This window comes from Serratia sp. PGPR-27, assembly GCF_022678525.1.
Classification (GTDB): Bacteria; Pseudomonadota; Gammaproteobacteria; order Enterobacterales; family Enterobacteriaceae; genus Serratia; species Serratia nematodiphila.
The window spans coordinates 64,484-82,197 of sequence record NZ_JALBYS010000001.1; the positions used below are offsets into that span (position 1 = coordinate 64,484).

Genomic DNA, 17,714 nt, shown 5'->3' on the forward strand with positions numbered 1-17,714 from the left:
ACAATCCCTCAAAACAAGACCGGCACGCCGCCAACGCGCAGCGTGCCCGAAACATTTGCCATCGGCAAGCGGCTACTGGCCGGTTGGCATCATTTGTACGGCGGCGATGGCGCTCATGTCTTCGCAGCCGCCGCCCAGCCGCATGCCGCGCACCGGGCAGGCGTCCAGATAATCGATGCCGACCGCCAGCTTAAGGTGCTGATTTGGCATGCGCGTATTGTTGGTCACGTCGAAGCTGTGCCAGCGTTCCTCCACCCACACTTCCGCCCAGGCATGGGTGGCGACATGGGTCGAGTCTTCGCTGTACAGGTAGCCGCTGACGTAGCGCGCCGGGATGTTCAGACTGCGACAGCAGCTCAGGAAGACATGCGTATGATCCTGACACACGCCGCTGCCGGCGGCGAACGCCTCGGCGGCGCTGTCTGTCACGCGCGTGGAGCCTGGGCTGTAAGGCATCTTCAGCAGCAGCTCGCCCATCAGATGTTCCAGGCCGCTCAGCACCGCCTGCGGTTGATGATAACGCAGGGCGAAGGCCTGAATGGCGTCATCGGGCTGGGTCAGCGGGCTATGGCGCAGAAATACCAGCGGCGACAGGTGCCCGAGCGCCCGATCTTCGACGCCGTCTTCAATTTCCACTTCCCCGAGCACCCGAATGGTGATGGCCTGATGCGGTTCATCGAGCGTCAGCACGTGCAGTACGTTGCCGAAGGCGTCGGTGGTGCGCACCGCGTCATCCGGCAACGACAGTTGCCAGGAGAGGATGCGCTGATGCGGCGAATCCTGCGGCGTCAGCCGCAGATATTGGGTGCTGCGCTGCACCGGCTGGGCGTAGCGATAATGGGTGTTGTGCTCAATATTCAGTTTCATTGCGCCTCCAGATAAGTGTGATGGATGCTTTCGGCGATGCCGTTCACCTGGCCGAGAAAGGCGCTCAACCACTCGCCCAGGCCGATCTTGTTCAGATCCTTCATGCTGCTGAAGCGCAGCTCGGCATGCAGGGTGTGCGCCAGACGTCGCGGTTGGTTGGCGCCGCCGCCGATCAGTTCCAATTGCTGCACCATGTCGCCGACGCAGGCCAGCAGTGAACGCGGGATTTCATTGCGCAGAATCATCAGTTCGGCGATGGTCTCGCGGCTCAACGGCTGCTTGTAGATGCTGTGGTAGGCTTCGCGCGCGCTCACCGCCCGCAGCAGCGTGTCCATGCGGTAATATTCGCGCACCGGGTCGCCGTCGATGTCCATCAGCGTGTTCTTCACCTCCAGCAGACGGGCGGTGCCGTCGGCCCGCTCCAGCAGGGTGCCGAGACGGATAAAGCGCATGGCGTCGCTGCGCAGCAGCGTGCCGAACATGGCGCCGCGAAACAGATGGGCGCGCTCCTTCACCCAGTCGAAGAAGGCATCGGCACCCACCGAGCCGATGCCCTGGCGGCGGATCAGTTTCATCTCTATCCAGGTGGCGTTGATGCACTCCCAGACTTCGGACGACAGGCTGCCGCGCACCGCGTGGGCGTTGTTCCAGCCCATTTGCAGGCAGCTGAAGATGCTGCTGTGGTTGCGGTTGTCGAGCGCGAAGAAACTGACCAGATTGGGCATCGTCAATTCCGGGTAGGCGGCGGCATACAGCTGGCCGGTGCCGGTCAGATTGAGCGGCACCTGCAGATCCTGATCGCCGCCGTCGCGGATCGGCATCATCGACAGCTTGTTGGTGACGTCCAGCACCCGGGCGATGCTTTCCGCCCGCTCCAGATAGCGGGCCATCCAATAGAGTTCACTGGCGGTGCGGCTCAGCATAGATCGTCCTCCAATACCCAGGTGTCCTTGGTGCCGCCGCCCTGCGACGAGTTCACCACCAGCGAACCTTCCGCCAACGCCACCCGAGTCAGGCCGCCGGGCACCAGGCGGACCTCCGCGCCGCTGAGGGCGAACGGCCGCAGATCGATATGCCGCGGCGCCAGACCATCGTTGACGAAGGTCGGGCAGGTGGACAGCGCCAGCGTGTTTTGCGCAATGTAATTCTGCGGGCGAGCCAGCAGCAGCGCACGGAAGCGGGCGAGCTCGTCCTTGCTCGCCGTGGGGCCGATCAACATGCCGTAGCCGCCGGCGCCGTGCACCTCTTTCACGACCATCTGTTCGAGGTTGGCCAGCACATACGACAGTTCGCTTTTATGCCGGCACTGCCAGGTCGGCACGTTGTTGAGGATCGGTTCCTCTTGCAGGTAGAAGCGCACCATATCCGGCACGTAGGGGTAGATCGATTTGTCGTCGGCCACGCCGGTGCCGATGGCGTTGGCCAGCACCACATTGCCGGCGCGATACACCGACAGCAGCCCCGGTACGCCGAGCATCGAGTCCGGCCGAAACGCCAGCGGATCGAGGAAGGCGTCGTCCACCCGACGATAGATCACGTCCACTTTGCACGGCCCGGCGGTGGTGCGCATGAACACCGCGCCGTCCTTGACGAACAGATCGGCGCTTTCGACCAGCTCCACCCCCATCTGCTGCGCCAGGAAACTGTGCTCAAAATAGGCGCTGTTGAAGCGGCCCGGCGTCAGCACCACCACGGTGGGATCGTTGATGGGCGAGCTTTCGCGCAGCGTTTGCAGCAGGTGCGACGGGTAGCGCTCCACCGGCGCGATGCGTTGCCGGGCGAACAGTTCCGGATACAGACGCATCATCATTTTGCGGTTTTCCAGCATGTAAGAGACGCCGGACGGGGTGCGCAAGTTATCTTCCAGCACGTAGTATTGGCCGTCGCTGTTGCGGACCATGTCCACGCCGACGATATGTGCATAGATATCGCGATGCAGATCAACACTTTGCATACAGGGTTGATACTGATCGTTGGCCAGCACCTGTTCTGCCGGAATGAGGCCGGCCTTCAGAATATGCTGCTGGTGGTAAATGTCGTGCAGGAAAGCGTTGAGCGCCTGTACGCGCTGGCGAATGCCGCGATCGAGCATCGCCCATTCGGCGGCCGGAATAATGCGCGGCACGCTGTCGAACGGGATCAACCGCTCGGCGCCGTCATCGTCGCCGTAGACGTTGAAGGTGATGCCCACCCGGTGAAACAGCAGCGCAGCCTCTTCCCGCTTGCGCTGCACGGCCTGGTGATCGGCCTGCTGCAGCCATTGCCAGTAGGCGTCGTAGTGGCCACGGTGTTTTCCCTCAGCCAGAAGCATCTCATCAAAAAACGGTGAAGCGGAAAGATTGATATTCAGCATCGTCACCTCGTCGACATTGCAGGCTGTCAATCAATCGAGCATAAAACGTGCCAAGGCGATAACGGGCGAAAATGGCGCAGAACGAGGCTGCCGCGGCGAAAAACGCCCGTTTGCGGTGCAGGCGCGGCGTAGCGACGCCTTAATATAGGGCGAAATGGCGGCGGCGGTGAGCGCTGAAGGCGCAGGGACGGCAGGCTGTCGGGGCAGAGCAGAAATAAAAACGGCCAGTCTGCACTGGCCGTCATTCGCGTGCGCGTCGATTAACGACGCACGGCGATGGCTTCGATTTCGATCTTCACGTCTTTCGGCAGACGCGCCACTTCCACGCAGGAGCGGGCCGGGAACGGCGCGCTGTGCTCGGTGAAGAAGGCTTCGTACGCGGCGTTGACGGTGGCGAAGTCGTTCAGGTCTTTCACGAACACGGTGGTTTTCACGATGTCGGCAACGCTCAGGCCGGCGGCTTCGACGATCGCCTTGACGTTTTCCAGCGACTGGCGCGCCTGAGCGGCCACGTCGTCGGCGACGGCGCCGGTTTTCGGATCGACCGGGATTTGGCCGGAAGTGATGATCATGCTGCCCAGATCAACGCCCTGCACGTAAGGACCAATGGCTGCCGGGGCGAGTTCAGTGCTGATGTTACGTGACATGTTTTCTCCTGATAAACGAGGATTGTTCTATCCAGAAATCCCATTATAGGGCGTCACCGGGAGAATAACAGCGCCATCTCCCGGCGCCCATACCGGGCTTAGTCGGCCTGCAGCACCACCTGGTGCTCGAACTCTTTTTCGCAGTAGCGGCACTTCAGGTGCACTTCGCCGCCGCGCGATTTGACGCTGAAGCTCGACGCCACTGGCTCGCTGCGGCTGATGCAGTTGCCATTCGGGCAGGTCAGCACGCCGTCGATGTGGTCCGGCAGGCTAAGGGTCAGTTTGCGCACCACTTCATAGTTGTCGATGCGGTTCACCGTGGCCTTCGGCGCGTACATCGCCAGCTGGTTGGCCTGCTGCTCGGTCAGGAAGGTGTTCTCGATCTTGATCAGATCCTTGCGGCCCAGCTCGTTGGAAGGCAGGTTCAGGCCGATGGTGATGCGCTGGTCGGTGGCGGTCAGCTTGAACAGCGTCAGCAGTTTGAAACCGATCTGCGCCGGAATGTGGTCGATCACCGTGCCGCATTTGATCGCTTCGACCTGCAGTTTGTTGTCGTGAGTCATGGCGGTTCCCCCTTAAAGAGCCAAATCTGCGTTGAGCACCAGCGCCAGCAGCGCCTGGCGGGCGAAGATGCCGTTGCCCGCCTGCTGGAAGTAGTAAGCGTGCGGCGTTTTATCCACGTCGGTGGCGATCTCGTCGATGCGCGGCAGCGGGTGCAGCACCTTGAGGTTGGCGCGCGCGCCGGCCAGATCCGCGGCGCGCAGCACGAACTGCGCCTTCACGTTGGCGTACTCGGACGGATCGAGGCGCTCTTTCTGCACCCGGGTCATGTAGAGAATATCCAGCTCCGGCACCACTTCTTCAATGCTGCCGTGCAGGCTGTACTCGATGCCTTTCTCGTCCAGCATTTTCAGGATGTAGGCCGGCATCGCCAGCGCGTCCGGGGCGATGAAGTAGAAGCGGTTGCCTTCGAACTTGGCCAGCGCCTGAGTGAGCGAGTGCACGGTGCGGCCGTACTTCAGGTCGCCGACCATGGCGATGCTGAGGTTGCTCAGGCGGCCCTGGGTTTCCTGGATGGTGAACAGATCCAGCAGGGTTTGGGTCGGGTGCTGGTTGGCGCCATCGCCGGCATTGAGCACCGGCACGTTGCCGGAGAACTCCGAGGCCATGCGCGCCGCGCCTTCCTGCGGATGGCGCATCACGATGGCATCCACGTAGGTGCTGATCACCGAGATGGTGTCGGCCAGGGTTTCGCCTTTCTTGCCGAGCGAGGTGTTGCTGCCGTCGGCGAAACCGACCACCGAGGCGCCGAGGCGGTGCATCGAGGTTTCGAACGACAGGCGGGTACGGGTCGAGGCTTCAAAGAAGCAGCTGGCGATCACCTTGTGTTTCAACAGCTCCGGCTGCGGGTTGGCTTTCAGACCGGCGGCGGTGCGCAGCACCAGCTCCAGATCCTCGCGGCTGAGATCGTTAATAGAGATGATGTGTTTGTGATACAGCGGGTTGGCCATTTTTCACTCCTCCTCGACGCGTGCCCGTGGCGCGGGACTTTGGGATATTCTCAAGGCAAAAAAAAGCCCCTCAATGAGGGGCTTGAAACGATCGGTTTAGCAACAGGAGAAACAACGGCAGCTGGCCGCCGATAGGCAGTCGGTTTTGTCGATTGCGGCTAACAAAACAAACGTCGTTTTTCATGCTTTCTCCTGGCAAATTGTGGCGCATTATACTCGCGCTTTTCGCCACTGCAAGCGTTAAAACGCCGTTTTTTGCCGCCCCGCAATCGATTGGCCGGCGATGGCCGCCCGCCGGCTATTTGCTGACGCGATCGTAGTAGACCATGTCGGCGTTCAGCCCTTGTTGATAGCCTTTGACGTTGTCGCGCAGCACCACTTCGGTTTTGGCCTGATCGATAAACACGTACGGCGAACTGCGCTGCAGCTCCTGCTGCATGGCGGTGTACAGCGCGCGGCGCTTGGCCGGATCGGCTTCGGCCAGCGCCGCCAGCGTCTGCTTATTCAACTGCGGGATCTGCCAGCCGTTCAGCCCGGCCACCGTGCTGCTCTTGCCGTCGTTGTAGGCGAAGGCGCTGGCGTTGGAGTGGGCGTCGAAGTAATCCGGGATCCACAGGCGGATCGCCGCCTGATGCTGCCTGGCGCGCACGCGGGAGTAAACCTGGCTGCCCGCGGCCGGCAGCAGCTCGATCTTCACGCCGGCGGCGGCGAAGCTGCCCTGCAGCGCCTGCGCGATGGTGATGAACGGCGGTTTGTTCTCCACGTCCAGCGTAAAGGCGGCGTGGGTGATGCCCGCCTTGGCCAGGATGGCTTTCGCCTTGGCCGGATCGTAGCTGAACGGGTTGGTCTCCAGCGCGCCCGGCAGCCCGACCGGCAGGAAGCTCTGGTGCACGAAGTATTGTCCCTTCAGCAGATCCTTCGTGATGCCTTGATAATCCACCAGGTAGCGCGCCGCCTCCCAGAAGGCCGGGTTGTTCAGCAGCGGATTGGCGCCGTTGCCGGCGTTGAACACCAGGTAGTTTTGTTCGGCGGACGGGATCTCCAGCACCTTGACGCCGGGCTGATTCTTCAGCGTATCGGTCTGGTCGGCGCCCAGTTCGCGGGCGATATCGGCGTCGCCCTGCTGGAGCAGCAGGCGGCGGGTAGCCGGGTCCGGCACGTTTTTAATGATGATGTTTTTCAGCTGCGGCTTGTCGCCCGGCGTGGTGGGATTGGCGTCCAGCACGATCGCCTGATGCGGCTGATAGACGCGCATCTTGAACGGGCCGCTGCCGGCGGAGTGCATCTTCAGCCAGGCGTTGCCGAAGTCGCCGTCTTTGACGTTGGCCAGCGCCGCTTTGCTGTCGACGATCGAGGCGATCGGCGTCGAGAGGATATTCAGCGCCACCGCCGGGCTGACGTCCGCCGTCCAGCGCAGCTGCACGGTATGTTCGTCGATCTTCTTGAGCTGCGCGTCGATGTTGTCCGGCTGCCAACCGAGCACGTTGAGGATGAACGCCGGCGATTTGTTCATCTTGACCGCGCGGCTGTAGGAGAAGATCACGTCGTCGGCGGTCAGCGGGTTGCCGGAGGCGAACGCCGCCTGCGGCCGCAGTTTCACCGTCAGCGTTTTGGCCGCCGCATCGCTTTGCCAGCTTTCCGCCAGCACCGGCGCCACCTTGGCCGGATCGTCGCGATCTGCCTGCACCAATCGTTGATACAGGCTGGGCACCGTCTGGATGCTGGAGAGTTCGTTGGCTTCCGCCGGATCGAGGCTGACGATGTCATCCAGCGATTGTACCACCACCAGCGTATTCGGCGGCGTGGCGGCTAACGCGGCGGCGGGCAGGGCGGCGAGCAGGAACAGCGGCAAGAGTTTGGCTTTCATCGGTGTATATCCCCTGAAGGCGCCGCAGGGCGGCGCTGAGAACGGTTTGTTATCGTTGGTTTTTACGGCGCGGGCGCCGTCGGCCTGTCACGGTAGAACCTTTGCCCGCCGCGGGCAAAGGTCAATGCGCTATTTGATATTCCTGGAATATATTAGCCGCCCTGGCCGGGGGCGCCAGGGCGGAGGGGGGGATTGTCAGAGGGTTTCGCTCAGCGTGGCGACCAGCACCGCTTTGATGGTGTGCAGCCGGTTTTCCGCCTGATCGAACACCACGCTGTGCGCCGACTCGAACACCTCGTCGGTCACTTCCATGCCGCCGTGCAGATCGTACTGCTGCGCCATCTGCTTGCCGAGCGTGGTTTGGTCGTCGTGGAACGCCGGCAGGCAGTGCAGGAACTTCACGTTTGGGTTGCCGGTCAGCTTCAGCATCGCCATGTTGACCTGATACGGCCGCAGCAGCGCGATACGCTCCTGCCAGGTCTCTTTCGGTTCGCCCATCGACACCCACACGTCGGTGTAGAGGAAGTCGGCATCTTGCACCCCTTCGGCGATGTCTTCGGTCAGGGTGAGTTTCGCGCCGGTTTGTTGCGCCAGCGCCTGGCACTCGGCCACCAGCTCCGGCTGCGGCCAGCAGGCCTTCGGCGCCACCAGCCGCAGATCCATGCCCGCCAGCGCGGCGGCTTCCAGCAGCGTGTTGCCCATGTTGTTGCGCGCGTCGCCGACGTACGCCAGTTTCACCTCGCTCAGCGCCTTGCCCGGCAGGTGTTCCTGCACGGTGAGCAGATCCGCCAGCAGCTGAGTAGGGTGGAACTCGTCGGTCAGGCCGTTCCACACCGGCACGCCGGCGTGCTGCGCCAGGGTTTCCACCAGCGCCTGGCCGTAACCACGATACTGAATACCGTCGTACAGGCGGCCCAGCACCCGGGCGGTGTCTTTCATCGACTCTTTATGGCCGATCTGGCTGCCGCTCGGGCCGAGATAGGTCACCTGCGCGCCCTGATCGAATGCGGCAACTTCGAAAGAGCATCGCGTGCGGGTCGAGTCTTTTTCGAAGATGAGCGCAATGTTTTTGCCCTGCAGCCGGCGCTGTTCCCGCCCCTGCTTCTTGGCCTGCTTCAGATCGGCCGCCAGCTTCAGCAGCGCCTGCAGTTCGGCGGGGGTGAAATCCATTAACCTCAGAAAGTGACGTTGGTAGAACGCATTGCCGGTGCTCATAGTCCGATTCCCTGATTGTGTAATTGAATTAAAATTCACTTTATATGTATGAATATTCAATTTCAACCCCGACGAGGAAATCTTTCACGTTTATCGTGGAAGCAACGTCGGCGGTGTGTGAAAATAGAAGGAATGAAGGCCATTTGACTTGAGGATATAGGCATGGCAAACCGCGAATTGCTGGAAGAACAACGTGAAGAGACCCGCCTGATCATCGAAGAGCTGCTGGAAGACGGCAGCGATCCGGACGCGCTCTACACCATCGAGCACCATCTGTCCGCCGAGAAATTTGAGGTTCTGGAGCAGGCCGCCGTTGAAGCCTTCAAGTTGGGCTACGAAGTGACCGACGCCGAAGAGCTGGAAGTGGAAGACGGTTCGCTGGTGATGTGCTGCGACGTGATCAGCGAAGTCGGCCTGAACGCCGAACTGATCGACGCCCAGGTTGAGCAGCTGGTGGCGCTGGCGGAACGCTGCGGCGTCAACTACGACGGCTGGGGCACCTACTTCGAAGATCCGAACGGTGAAGACGGTGAGGATGACGAAGACGGCGACTACATCGACGAAGACGACGACGGTAAACGCCACTGATTAACCCCGCTTATTCACATGGGCCGGTTCTCGCCGGCCCCTGATATCCCCGTCGTCTTTCAAGCTGCAGCGTTGTTGGCTGCACTCTCTCACCCCAGTCACTTACCTGAGTAAGCTCCTGGGGATGAGTGAGCTGGCCGCCTGGCTGCAACTTGAAATACATAGGGCAATGACGCCATGACATACCAATCCCTGTTAGCCCCGATTTTAAGCTTCCTGCACTGTGAAACCCCCGACGCCTGGATCGACGCCGCGCGCCGTCCGGAAAACCTGCAGCTATTGCTGACCGACCACCTGGTGTGCGAGCTGAAAGCCGCGCAGACCGGCATGTGGCTGATCCGCCGTTACGTGGCGGACAAAGAGAGCGGCGACGCGCTGTTGGCGCTGCTGCGGCCCTACGAGGCGTTTCTGCACGAAGCGCAGGGCGCGCCCGACACATTGTTCCGCCAGGGCCAGTTCACCCGCAAGATCCTGCCGAAAAACGGCTCGGCCTACGGCCAGGATCTGGCGGATCGCATGGTGTTGTTGATCAAGGAAGAGCTGCATCACTTCTCGCAGGTGCTGGAGATCATGCAGGCGCGCGGGATCCCGTATCGCAAGATCACCGCCAGCCGCTACGCCAAGGGCATGATCCGCGAGATCCGCACTCACGATCCGGCGACGCTGATCGACAAACTGATCTGTGGCGCCTACATCGAAGCGCGATCCTGCGAACGCTTCGCCAAACTGGCGCCGCACCTGGACGACGAGTTGAACCGCTTTTACGTTTCGCTGCTGAGATCCGAAGCGCGGCATTATCAGGACTACCTGACATTGGCCGAGCAGATCGCCGGCGGCGACATCAGTGAACGGGTGGCGCATTTCGGCCGCCTCGAAGCTGAACTGATCCTGTCGCCGGACAGCGAGCTGCGCTTCCACAGCGGCGTGCCCGCCGCCGCCTGACGTTGAGGCGCGCCCTTACTGCGGCGCGCCCAGCAACAAATCCACCGCCTTTTCCGCCAGCATGATGGTCGGCGCATTGGTGTTGCCGCTGGTGAGCTGCGGCATCACCGAACAGTCGATCACCCGCAGCTGCTCGAAACCGTGCACCCGCAGCTGCGGATCGGTCACCGCGTCCTGGGGCGACGGCCCCATGCGGCAGCTGCCCACCGGGTGATACACCGTCTTGCAGAAGTTGCGCACGAACTCCTCCAGCTGCGCTTCGTCGCGTGTCCACTCCGGCTGCGGCATCAGCAGATCTTTGATCAGCGGCTTCAGCGCCGCGGTTTGCAGGAAATCCAGGCCGAACTTCACCGCGCGCACGCTGCCGGCCAGATCGTCCGGGTGGCCGAGGTAGTTGGCGTGCAGCTTGACCGGATCGCGCGGGTTGCTGCTGCGCAGCAGCACTTCGCCGCGCGCCTTCGGCTGCAGGTAACCGACCTTGAGCGTGAAGCCGTGAATGTTCGGCAGCGGCTCGCCGGGCACGTCGTCCCAGCTGTCCAGCAGCGGCAGGAAGTGGATCTGCACGTCCGGCCGGCCGTCGCCCTGGCTGTCGGTGAAGGCGGCGCCTTCCAGCACGTTGGACGAGAGCACGCCGCTGCGAAACGCCAGCCACTGCGCGCCGTGGCTCAGCGCCTGCAGGCCGCGATCGGCGCCGAACAGGCTGATCGGCTCGCGGGTGCTGACGTTGATCGACATGTGCAGGTGGTCGTGGAAGTTTTTGCCCACCGGTAGATCCGCCCGCACCTCGATGCCCAGCTGCTGCAGGTGGTCGCGCGGGCCGATGCCGGACAGCATCAGCAGCTTCGGCGAACCGACCGCGCCGGCGCTGACGATCACCTCTTTGGTGGCGCGCGCGGTGACTTCCGCGCCGCCGTTTTGGCTGTAGACCACGCCGGTGGCGACGTTGCCCTCGAAGGTCAGCCGGTGCGCCAGGGCGTTCAGTTTCACCACCAGCCGCCGTTCGTCGCGCACCGCCTTCAGGTAGGTGCGGGCGGTGCTGGCGCGCTCGCCGTTGCGGGTGGTGGTTTGGTAGAAACCGACGCCGTGCTGGCTGTCGCCGTTGAAGTCGTTGCGATAGGGCAGGTTCAGCTCCTGGCCGGCGCGGATAAACGCCATGCTGAGCGGGTGGCGGTAGCGATTCTCGCTGACCGGCAGCAGCCCGTCGGCGCCGTGGTAGTCGTCGGACAGGCTTTCGTTGGCCTCGGCGCGTTTGAAGTAGGGCAACACCTCCCGGTAGCTCCAGCCGGCGCAGCCGTAGCGTTCGGCCCAGTCGTCGTAGTCTTGCGGCTGGCCGCGCAGGTAGATCATGCCGTTCACCGAACTGCTGCCGCCCAGCACCTTGCCCTGCGCGATCTGCATGCGGCGGTTATTGGCGTGCGGTTCCGGCTCCGTCTCATAAGGCCAGCTCTTTTTGGCGATGATCTTGGCCACCCCGGCCGGCATCTTGATGAACAGGTTATTGTCGTCGCCGCCGGCTTCCAGCAGCAGCACCCGCGCCTGGGTGCGGCGGATCAGCTGCGCCGCCAGCACGCAGCCGGCGGAACCGGCGCCGACGATGATGTAATCAAAGGTATTTTCCGACATGACAGCTCTCCGTGCGCGATTGAGATACTGGCAGAGTAACGCGGGGGAAAAGGCGGTCAATTTGCGATCGTTAATTTATTAACGAACTTCACATTAAATTTACATATCGGTTTTTAACGTCAGTTTATCTGCTTGAAAAACGGCGTTATAGCGAGTTTTACTGATTGATTGCGATATTAATAAAAAAGGCGCAGCAAGCTGCGCCCTGATGAAGAGGCGGGGGAGGATTACAGCGTTTTCAGCATGGTGACTTCACAATCGACGTGGCCGGTGGCGCCCATCGCATGGTCGATGTGTTCGAAGCCCAGGTGTTCGTACAGCGCAACGGCCTGCGTCAGGCTGGCGGTGGTCTCGAGGTAACAACAGCGGAAGCCGTGCTGGCGGGCGAAATCCAGCGCCTGCAGCGCCAGGCGTTTCGCCAATCCCTTGCCGCGCAACACCGGCAGGAAATACATCTTCTGCAATTCGCAAATATCGTCTGCGCCGCCCTGCAGCGGCGCGATGCCGCCGCCGCCGGCGACCTGGCCGTCCACCTCGATCACCCAGTAAGCGCTGCGCGGCAGGCTATAGAGCTGATACAGGGCGTCCAGATTGGGATCGGAGACGGTATAGCCTTTATCCGCCGTCAGGCCGTGCTCGGCGGAGACTTCGCGAATGACGTGAGCAATGGCGGCATTGTCTTCCGCCGTGATAGGGCGCACCAGCAGGCGCGCCGGAGTTGCTGTTGTCATGTTTACACTCGCCATTGAAAGAGACCACGTTCGTTTTTCATTTTTATCGCAGCGCGAAACGCGCCGGGGGTTATTTCCCGGCGGCGTCCCTGCAGCAGTAATATCTTGTAATAACATCTAACCCGGCCCGGATGCAACGGCGATAAAAAAACAGCGGGGAAGACCCCGCTGTTTTCAGGCGTTGGCGTGAGCCGGTGGATTACAGCGCGGCGATGGTCGCCTGCTGTTCCTGCAGCTTCACTTTGCCTTCTTTGCAGGCCGCCAGGCGATCGCGTTCTTTGGCGACCACTGCTTCCGGCGCGCGCGCCACGAAGCCTTCGTTCGCCAGCTTGCCTTCGATCGAAGCGATTTCCGCATCCAGCTTGCCCATCTCTTTGGCCAGACGCGCGATCTCGGCATCCTTGTCGATGAAACCGGCCATCGGGATCAGCAGCTCGGCGCCGTCCACCAGCTTGGTGACGGAGACCGGGCCTTTCTCACCGGCCGGCAGCAGCGCGATGGATCCCAGGCGCGCCAGGCGGGCGATAAAGCTTTGGTTCTCCTGCACGCGGCGCTGGGCGTCGGCGCTGCAGTTGCGCAGCAGCACGTCGAGCGCTTTGCTTGGCGCGATGTTCATCTCGGCGCGGATGTTGCGCACGGCGATGATGGTTTGCTTGATCCACTCCAGATCGTTCAGCGCCTGCTCGTCTTCCAGCGCGGCGTCGTAGGCCGGGAACGGCTGCAGCATGATGGTGTCTGCGGTCGTGCCGGTCAGCGGCTTCACGCGCTGCCAGATGGTTTCGGTGATGAATGGAATGATCGGGTGCGCCAGGCGCAGCAGCGCTTCCAGCACGGTGATCAGCGTGTGGCGGGTGCCGCGTTGTTCCGCTTCGCTGCCGTTGCTCACCACCGGCTTGGTCAGCTCCAGATACCAGTCGCAGAACTGGTTCCAGGTGAATTCGTACAGGATGTTGGCCGCCAGATCGAAGCGGTAGGTATCCAGCGCTTCGCGGTAGGCTTTCACCGTGCGGTTGAATTCGGCCAGGATCCAGCGATCCGCCAGCGACAGCACTTTCTCGCCGCCGTTGAAGCCGCAGTCGTGCGCTTCGGTGTTCATCAGCACGAAGCGGCTGGCGTTCCACAGCTTGTTACAGAAGTTGCGGTAGCCTTCCAGGCGCTTCATGTCCCAGTTGATGTCGCGGCCGGTCGAGGCCAGCGCCGCCAGGGTGAAGCGCAGGGCGTCGGTGCCGTGCGGCTCGATGCCGTTCGGGAACTGCTTCTCGGTGCGCTTGCGGATCTTCTCCGCCAGCTGCGGCTGCATCATGTTGCCGGTGCGTTTTTCCAGCAGATCTTCCAGCGAGATGCCGTCGACCATGTCCAGCGGATCGATCACGTTGCCTTTCGACTTGGACATCTTCTGGCCTTCGTCGTCGCGGATAAGACCGGTCATGTAGACGGTCTTGAACGGCACCTGCGGCTTGCCGTTTTCATCCTTGATGAAGTGCATGGTCAGCATGATCATGCGCGCGATCCAGAAGAAGATGATGTCGAAGCCGCTGACCATCACGCTGGTCGGGTGGAAGGTTTTCAGCGCGTCGGTCTGCTCCGGCCAGCCCAGGGTGGAGAAGGTCCACAGGCCGGACGAGAACCAGGTGTCCAGCACGTCTTCGTCCTGGGTTAGCACCACGTCGGCGCCCAGGTTGTTCTCGCTGCGCACTTCTTCTTCGCTGCGGCCCACATAGACTTTGCCGTTCACGTCGTACCAGGCCGGGATGCGGTGGCCCCACCACAGCTGACGCGAGATGCACCAGTCCTGAATGTTGCGCATCCAACTGAAGTACATGTTTTCGTACTGCTTCGGCACGAACTCGATTTGGCCCTGTTCGACCGCTTCCACCGCCACTTTGGCCAGCGGCGCGGTGCGCACGTACCATTGGTCGGTCAGCATCGGCTCGATCACCACGCCGCCGCGGTCGCCGTAAGGCACCGTCAGGTCGTGCGGTTTGATCTCGTCCAGCAGGCCCAGATTTTCGAAGGCGGCGACCACCGCTTTACGTGCCGCGAAGCGCTCCAAGCCGCGGAACTCGGCCGGGATCTCGCTGCAGTAGTCGGTGCAGACTTCTCCCAGGGTGTTGAACACTTCCGCTTCCTGACGGATGTCGCCGTCGAAGGTCAGAATGTTGATCATCGGCAGGCCGTGGCGTTTGCCGACTTCGTAGTCGTTGAAATCGTGCGCCGGGGTGATCTTCACGCAGCCGGTGCCTTTTTCCATATCGGCGTGTTCGTCGCCGACGATGCGGATGCGACGGCCGACCAGCGGCAGAATGATCTCTTTGCCGATCAGGTCTTTATAGCGCGGATCTTCCGGGTTGACCGCCACGCCGGTATCGCCCAGCACGGTCTCCGGACGGGTGGTGGCGACCACCAGGTAGTCTTTGCCCTCGGCGGTTTTCGCGCCGTCGGCCAGCGGATAGCGCAGGTGCCACATCGAGCCTTTGGATTCGCGGTTTTCCACTTCCAGATCGGAGATGGCGGTGCGCAGCTTCGGATCCCAGTTCACCAGGCGCTTGCCGCGGTAGATCAGATCTTCTTTGTGCAGACGGACAAACACTTCGCGCACCGCGTTCGACAGGCCTTCGTCCATGGTGAAGCGCTCGCGCTCCCAGTCCACGGAGTTGCCCAGACGGCGCATCTGACGGGTGATGGTGCCGCCGGATTCCGCCTTCCACTGCCAGATCTTGTCGATGAACGCGTCACGGCCGTAGTCGTGGCGGGTTTTGCCTTCTTCTGCGGCGATCTTGCGCTCCACCACCATCTGGGTGGCGATGCCGGCGTGGTCGGTGCCCGCCTGCCACAGGGTGTTTTTACCCTGCATGCGCTGATAGCGAATCATGGTGTCCATGATGGTCTGCTGGAACGCGTGGCCCATGTGCAGGCTGCCGGTGACGTTCGGCGGCGGGATCATGATGCAGAAGCTTTCCTGGCTGGTATCGCCGTTCGGCTTGAAGTAACCCTGACTCTCCCAGTGATCGTACAGCTTCTGTTCGATCTGTTTTGGGTCGTATGCGGTGTCGAGCTGACTGTTTGTCTTTTCCATTCTTTATCGTATTCAGTGAGTTGGCGGCGTAGCCGTGGTCAAATGGAAGCCGACGCTGCGATAGGCCTTGTAACGGTCGCGCGCCAACTGTTTCAGAGTGTCTTCGTAAGGAACGAAGTCTACCACTTCATGGAAAGCGGTAGCAAAGTCGGCAAACTGCGGCAGCAGGGCGATTAGCAGATCGCGCGGGGCGTTGCCGCGCTTGCCGGGCCAGCACAGTTCCACCGGCGCGCCGTAGTGCGGCCCTTCGCCGGCCAGGTTGTGCGGCACGAATTCATGCGGCTCGCGCTGCCACAGCGCTTCGTCCAGCCGCTGGGCCTGCTCCTGGCTCTCGCAGGCGATCAGCACCCGCTTGCCGGAACGCCAGCGTTCGGCGGCAACGGCGCAGGCCACGGCCTCATGGGCGCTGAGCGCGCCTGACGGTTCCGCGTTGTCGAGCAAATAAAACGTCGCCTGTTTCATTAAGGATCCACCGCTGCCGATAAAAAAACAGGGCACAACATGTAGGTTGCGCCCTTTTTGGGAACGGAGCAGATAACTCTACCCCTTCGCTGCTGAGAGGATTATATACCCAATAGATTTCAAGTTGCAGCTAGGCGGCAAGTTCGTTCATCCCCAGGAGCTGACATCAAGTCAGTGACTGGGGTGAACGAATGCGGCCAACAACGCTGCGGCTTGAAAGATGAAGGGTATTTAATCGTCGCCGTTCAGGCCTGCACGGTTGAGCAGGAACTGCGACAGCAGCGCCACCGGGCGGCCGGTCGCGCCCTTGGCTTTACCGGAGCGCCAGGCGGTGCCGGCGATGTCCAGGTGCGCCCAGGTGTACTTGCGGGTGAAGCGCGACAGGAAGCAGGCGGCGGTGATGGCACCACCAGGGCGGCCACCGATGTTCGCCATGTCGGCGAAGTTGGAGTCCAACTGCTCGTAGTACTCGTCGGCCATCGGCAGGCGCCAGGCGCGGTCGCCGGCCTGCTCGGAAGCGCCCAGCAGCTCGTGCGCCAGCGGATTGTGGTTCGACATCAGGCCGGTGATGTGGTGGCCCAAGGCGATCACGCAGGCGCCGGTCAGGGTGGCGATGTCGATCACCAGCTCCGGCTCAAAGCGCTCGACGTAGGTCAGGGTGTCGCACAGCACCAGGCGGCCTTCGGCGTCGGTGTTGAGCACCTCGACGGTTTGGCCGGACATGGTGGTCAGCACGTCGCCCGGACGATACGCCCGGCCGCCCGGCATGTTTTCACAGCCGGCCAGCACGCCGATCACGTTCAGCGGCAGGTTCAGCTCCGCCACCACGCGCATCACGCCGTACACGGTCGCCGCGCCGCACATGTCGTATTTCATCTCGTCCATGCCGTCGGCCGGTTTGATCGAGATGCCGCCGGAGTCGAAGGTCAGCCCTTTGCCTACCAGCACGATCGGCTTAGCGTCCGGATTTGGGTTGCCCTTATATTCCATCACCGACATCAATGATTCGTTCTGCGAACCGGCGCCGACCGCCAGATAGGCGTTCATGCCCAGCTCTTTCATCTGCTGTTCGCCGATGACGCGGGTGGTGATGTTGGTGCTGAAGGCGTCCGCCAGCTGACGGGCCTGCGAGGCCAGGTAGCCGGCGTTACAGATGTTCGGCGGCATGTTGCCGAGATCTTTGGCCGCCTTGATGCCGGAAGCCACCGCCAGGCCGTGCTGGATGGCGCGTTCGCCGCTGGTGAGCTCACGGCGGGTCGGCACGTTGAACACCATTTTGCGCAGCGGACGACGCGGTTCCACCTTGTTGCTTTTCAGCTGATCGAAGGTGTAGAGCGTCTCTTTGGCGGTTTCCACCGCCTGACGCACTTTCCAGTAGGTGTTGCGGCCTTTCACGTGCAGCTCGGTCAGGAAGCAGACCGCTTCCATCGAGCCGGTGTCGTTGAGGGTATTGATGGTTTTCTGGATCACCTGCTTGTATTGGCGCTCATCGAGCTCGCGCTCTTTGCCGCAGCCGATCAGCAGGATGCGCTCGGAGAGAATGTTGGGCACATGGTGCAGTAGCAGCGTCTGCCCGACCTTGCCTTCCAGTTCGCCACGGCGCAGCAATGCGCTGATATAACCATCACTGATTTTGTCGAGTTGTTCTGCGATAGGGGACAGGCGGCGCGGTTCGAAAACGCCGACTACAATACAGGCACTGCGCTGTTTTTCCGGGCTACCGCTTTTTACACTGAACTCCATGCACTCTCCTGAATCTTAAAGACAAAGGCGGACGCTACGGCTAGAATAACCGACTCCGTAACGATCTCCCGCCATTTGAGTTAACGGAT

At 61.8% G+C, this 17,714-nt stretch carries 15 protein-coding genes; 2 read left to right on the forward strand and 13 right to left on the reverse strand.

Annotated features, from left to right (window positions below):
- Positions 1-72 precede the first annotated feature (72 nt).
- From MMS95_RS00320 to argF, 8 genes are all read right to left on the reverse strand, one after another.
- Positions 73-867 (reverse strand): transglutaminase family protein, encoded by a 795-nt coding sequence (locus tag MMS95_RS00320; RefSeq protein ID WP_004933384.1) that lies wholly within the window; start codon positions 865-867, stop codon positions 73-75.
- Positions 864-1,790: an alpha-E domain-containing protein gene (locus MMS95_RS00325; RefSeq protein WP_004933382.1), complete on the reverse strand. Its 927-nt coding sequence runs from the start codon at positions 1,788-1,790 to the stop codon at positions 864-866. Before MMS95_RS00325 ends, MMS95_RS00320 begins: the two co-directional genes overlap by 4 nt.
- Positions 1,784-3,220 (reverse strand): circularly permuted type 2 ATP-grasp protein, encoded by a 1,437-nt coding sequence (locus MMS95_RS00330; RefSeq protein ID WP_242141281.1) that lies wholly within the window; start codon positions 3,218-3,220, stop codon positions 1,784-1,786. Before MMS95_RS00330 ends, MMS95_RS00325 begins: the two co-directional genes overlap by 7 nt.
- Before the next feature lie 260 nt (positions 3,221-3,480).
- Entirely contained in the window at positions 3,481-3,867 is a 387-nt protein-coding gene (gene ridA / locus MMS95_RS00335; RefSeq protein WP_015376455.1) for a 2-iminobutanoate/2-iminopropanoate deaminase, read from the reverse strand.
- Between the two features lie 98 nt (positions 3,868-3,965).
- Entirely contained in the window at positions 3,966-4,430 is a 465-nt protein-coding gene (pyrI, locus tag MMS95_RS00340) for an aspartate carbamoyltransferase regulatory subunit (protein ID WP_004933377.1), read from the reverse strand.
- A gap of 12 nt (positions 4,431-4,442) precedes the next feature.
- A complete protein-coding gene (gene pyrB, locus MMS95_RS00345; RefSeq protein WP_019453297.1) occupies positions 4,443-5,378 on the reverse strand; it encodes an aspartate carbamoyltransferase in 936 nt (311 codons plus the stop codon).
- A gap of 298 nt (positions 5,379-5,676) precedes the next feature.
- Positions 5,677-7,245, reverse strand: a complete 1,569-nt coding sequence (locus MMS95_RS00350) for an ABC transporter substrate-binding protein (RefSeq protein WP_242141282.1) — start codon at positions 7,243-7,245, stop codon at positions 5,677-5,679.
- Positions 7,246-7,440: 195 nt separating this feature from the next.
- Positions 7,441-8,460 carry an ornithine carbamoyltransferase gene (gene argF, locus MMS95_RS00355; protein WP_021504215.1) on the reverse strand — a complete coding sequence of 340 codons (1,020 nt, stop codon included), beginning with the start codon at positions 8,458-8,460 and terminating at the stop codon, positions 7,441-7,443.
- Positions 8,461-8,622: 162 nt separating this feature from the next.
- Here argF and rraB point away from each other — a divergent pair, with 162 nt between their 5' ends.
- Positions 8,623-9,048, forward strand: coding sequence for a ribonuclease E inhibitor RraB (gene rraB / locus MMS95_RS00360; RefSeq protein WP_004933365.1), 426 nt, complete (start codon positions 8,623-8,625; stop codon positions 9,046-9,048).
- Positions 9,049-9,225: 177 nt separating this feature from the next.
- Entirely contained in the window at positions 9,226-9,990 is a 765-nt protein-coding gene (gene miaE, locus MMS95_RS00365) for a tRNA isopentenyl-2-thiomethyl-A-37 hydroxylase MiaE (RefSeq protein ID WP_015376459.1), read from the forward strand.
- A 15-nt stretch (positions 9,991-10,005) separates the two neighbouring features.
- Here miaE and MMS95_RS00370 read toward each other — a convergent pair whose 3' ends face one another.
- The 5 genes from MMS95_RS00370 to pepA form a co-directional block, all read right to left on the reverse strand.
- On the reverse strand, positions 10,006-11,613 hold the full coding sequence (locus MMS95_RS00370; protein ID WP_242141283.1) for a GMC family oxidoreductase N-terminal domain-containing protein: 1,608 nt from the start codon (positions 11,611-11,613) through the stop codon (positions 10,006-10,008).
- Positions 11,614-11,840: 227 nt separating this feature from the next.
- Positions 11,841-12,344 (reverse strand): GNAT family N-acetyltransferase, encoded by a 504-nt coding sequence (locus tag MMS95_RS00375; RefSeq protein WP_016929277.1) that lies wholly within the window; start codon positions 12,342-12,344, stop codon positions 11,841-11,843.
- Positions 12,345-12,543: 199 nt separating this feature from the next.
- On the reverse strand, positions 12,544-15,420 hold the full coding sequence (locus MMS95_RS00380; RefSeq protein ID WP_242141284.1) for a valine--tRNA ligase: 2,877 nt from the start codon (positions 15,418-15,420) through the stop codon (positions 12,544-12,546).
- A gap of 12 nt (positions 15,421-15,432) precedes the next feature.
- Complete coding sequence (locus MMS95_RS00385; RefSeq protein WP_016929275.1) at positions 15,433-15,882, reverse strand: DNA polymerase III subunit chi; 450 nt, start codon at positions 15,880-15,882, stop codon at positions 15,433-15,435.
- 231 nt (positions 15,883-16,113) lie between these two features.
- Positions 16,114-17,625: a leucyl aminopeptidase gene (gene pepA / locus MMS95_RS00390; RefSeq protein ID WP_004933352.1), complete on the reverse strand. Its 1,512-nt coding sequence runs from the start codon at positions 17,623-17,625 to the stop codon at positions 16,114-16,116.
- Between the last annotated feature and the right edge of the window lie 89 nt (positions 17,626-17,714).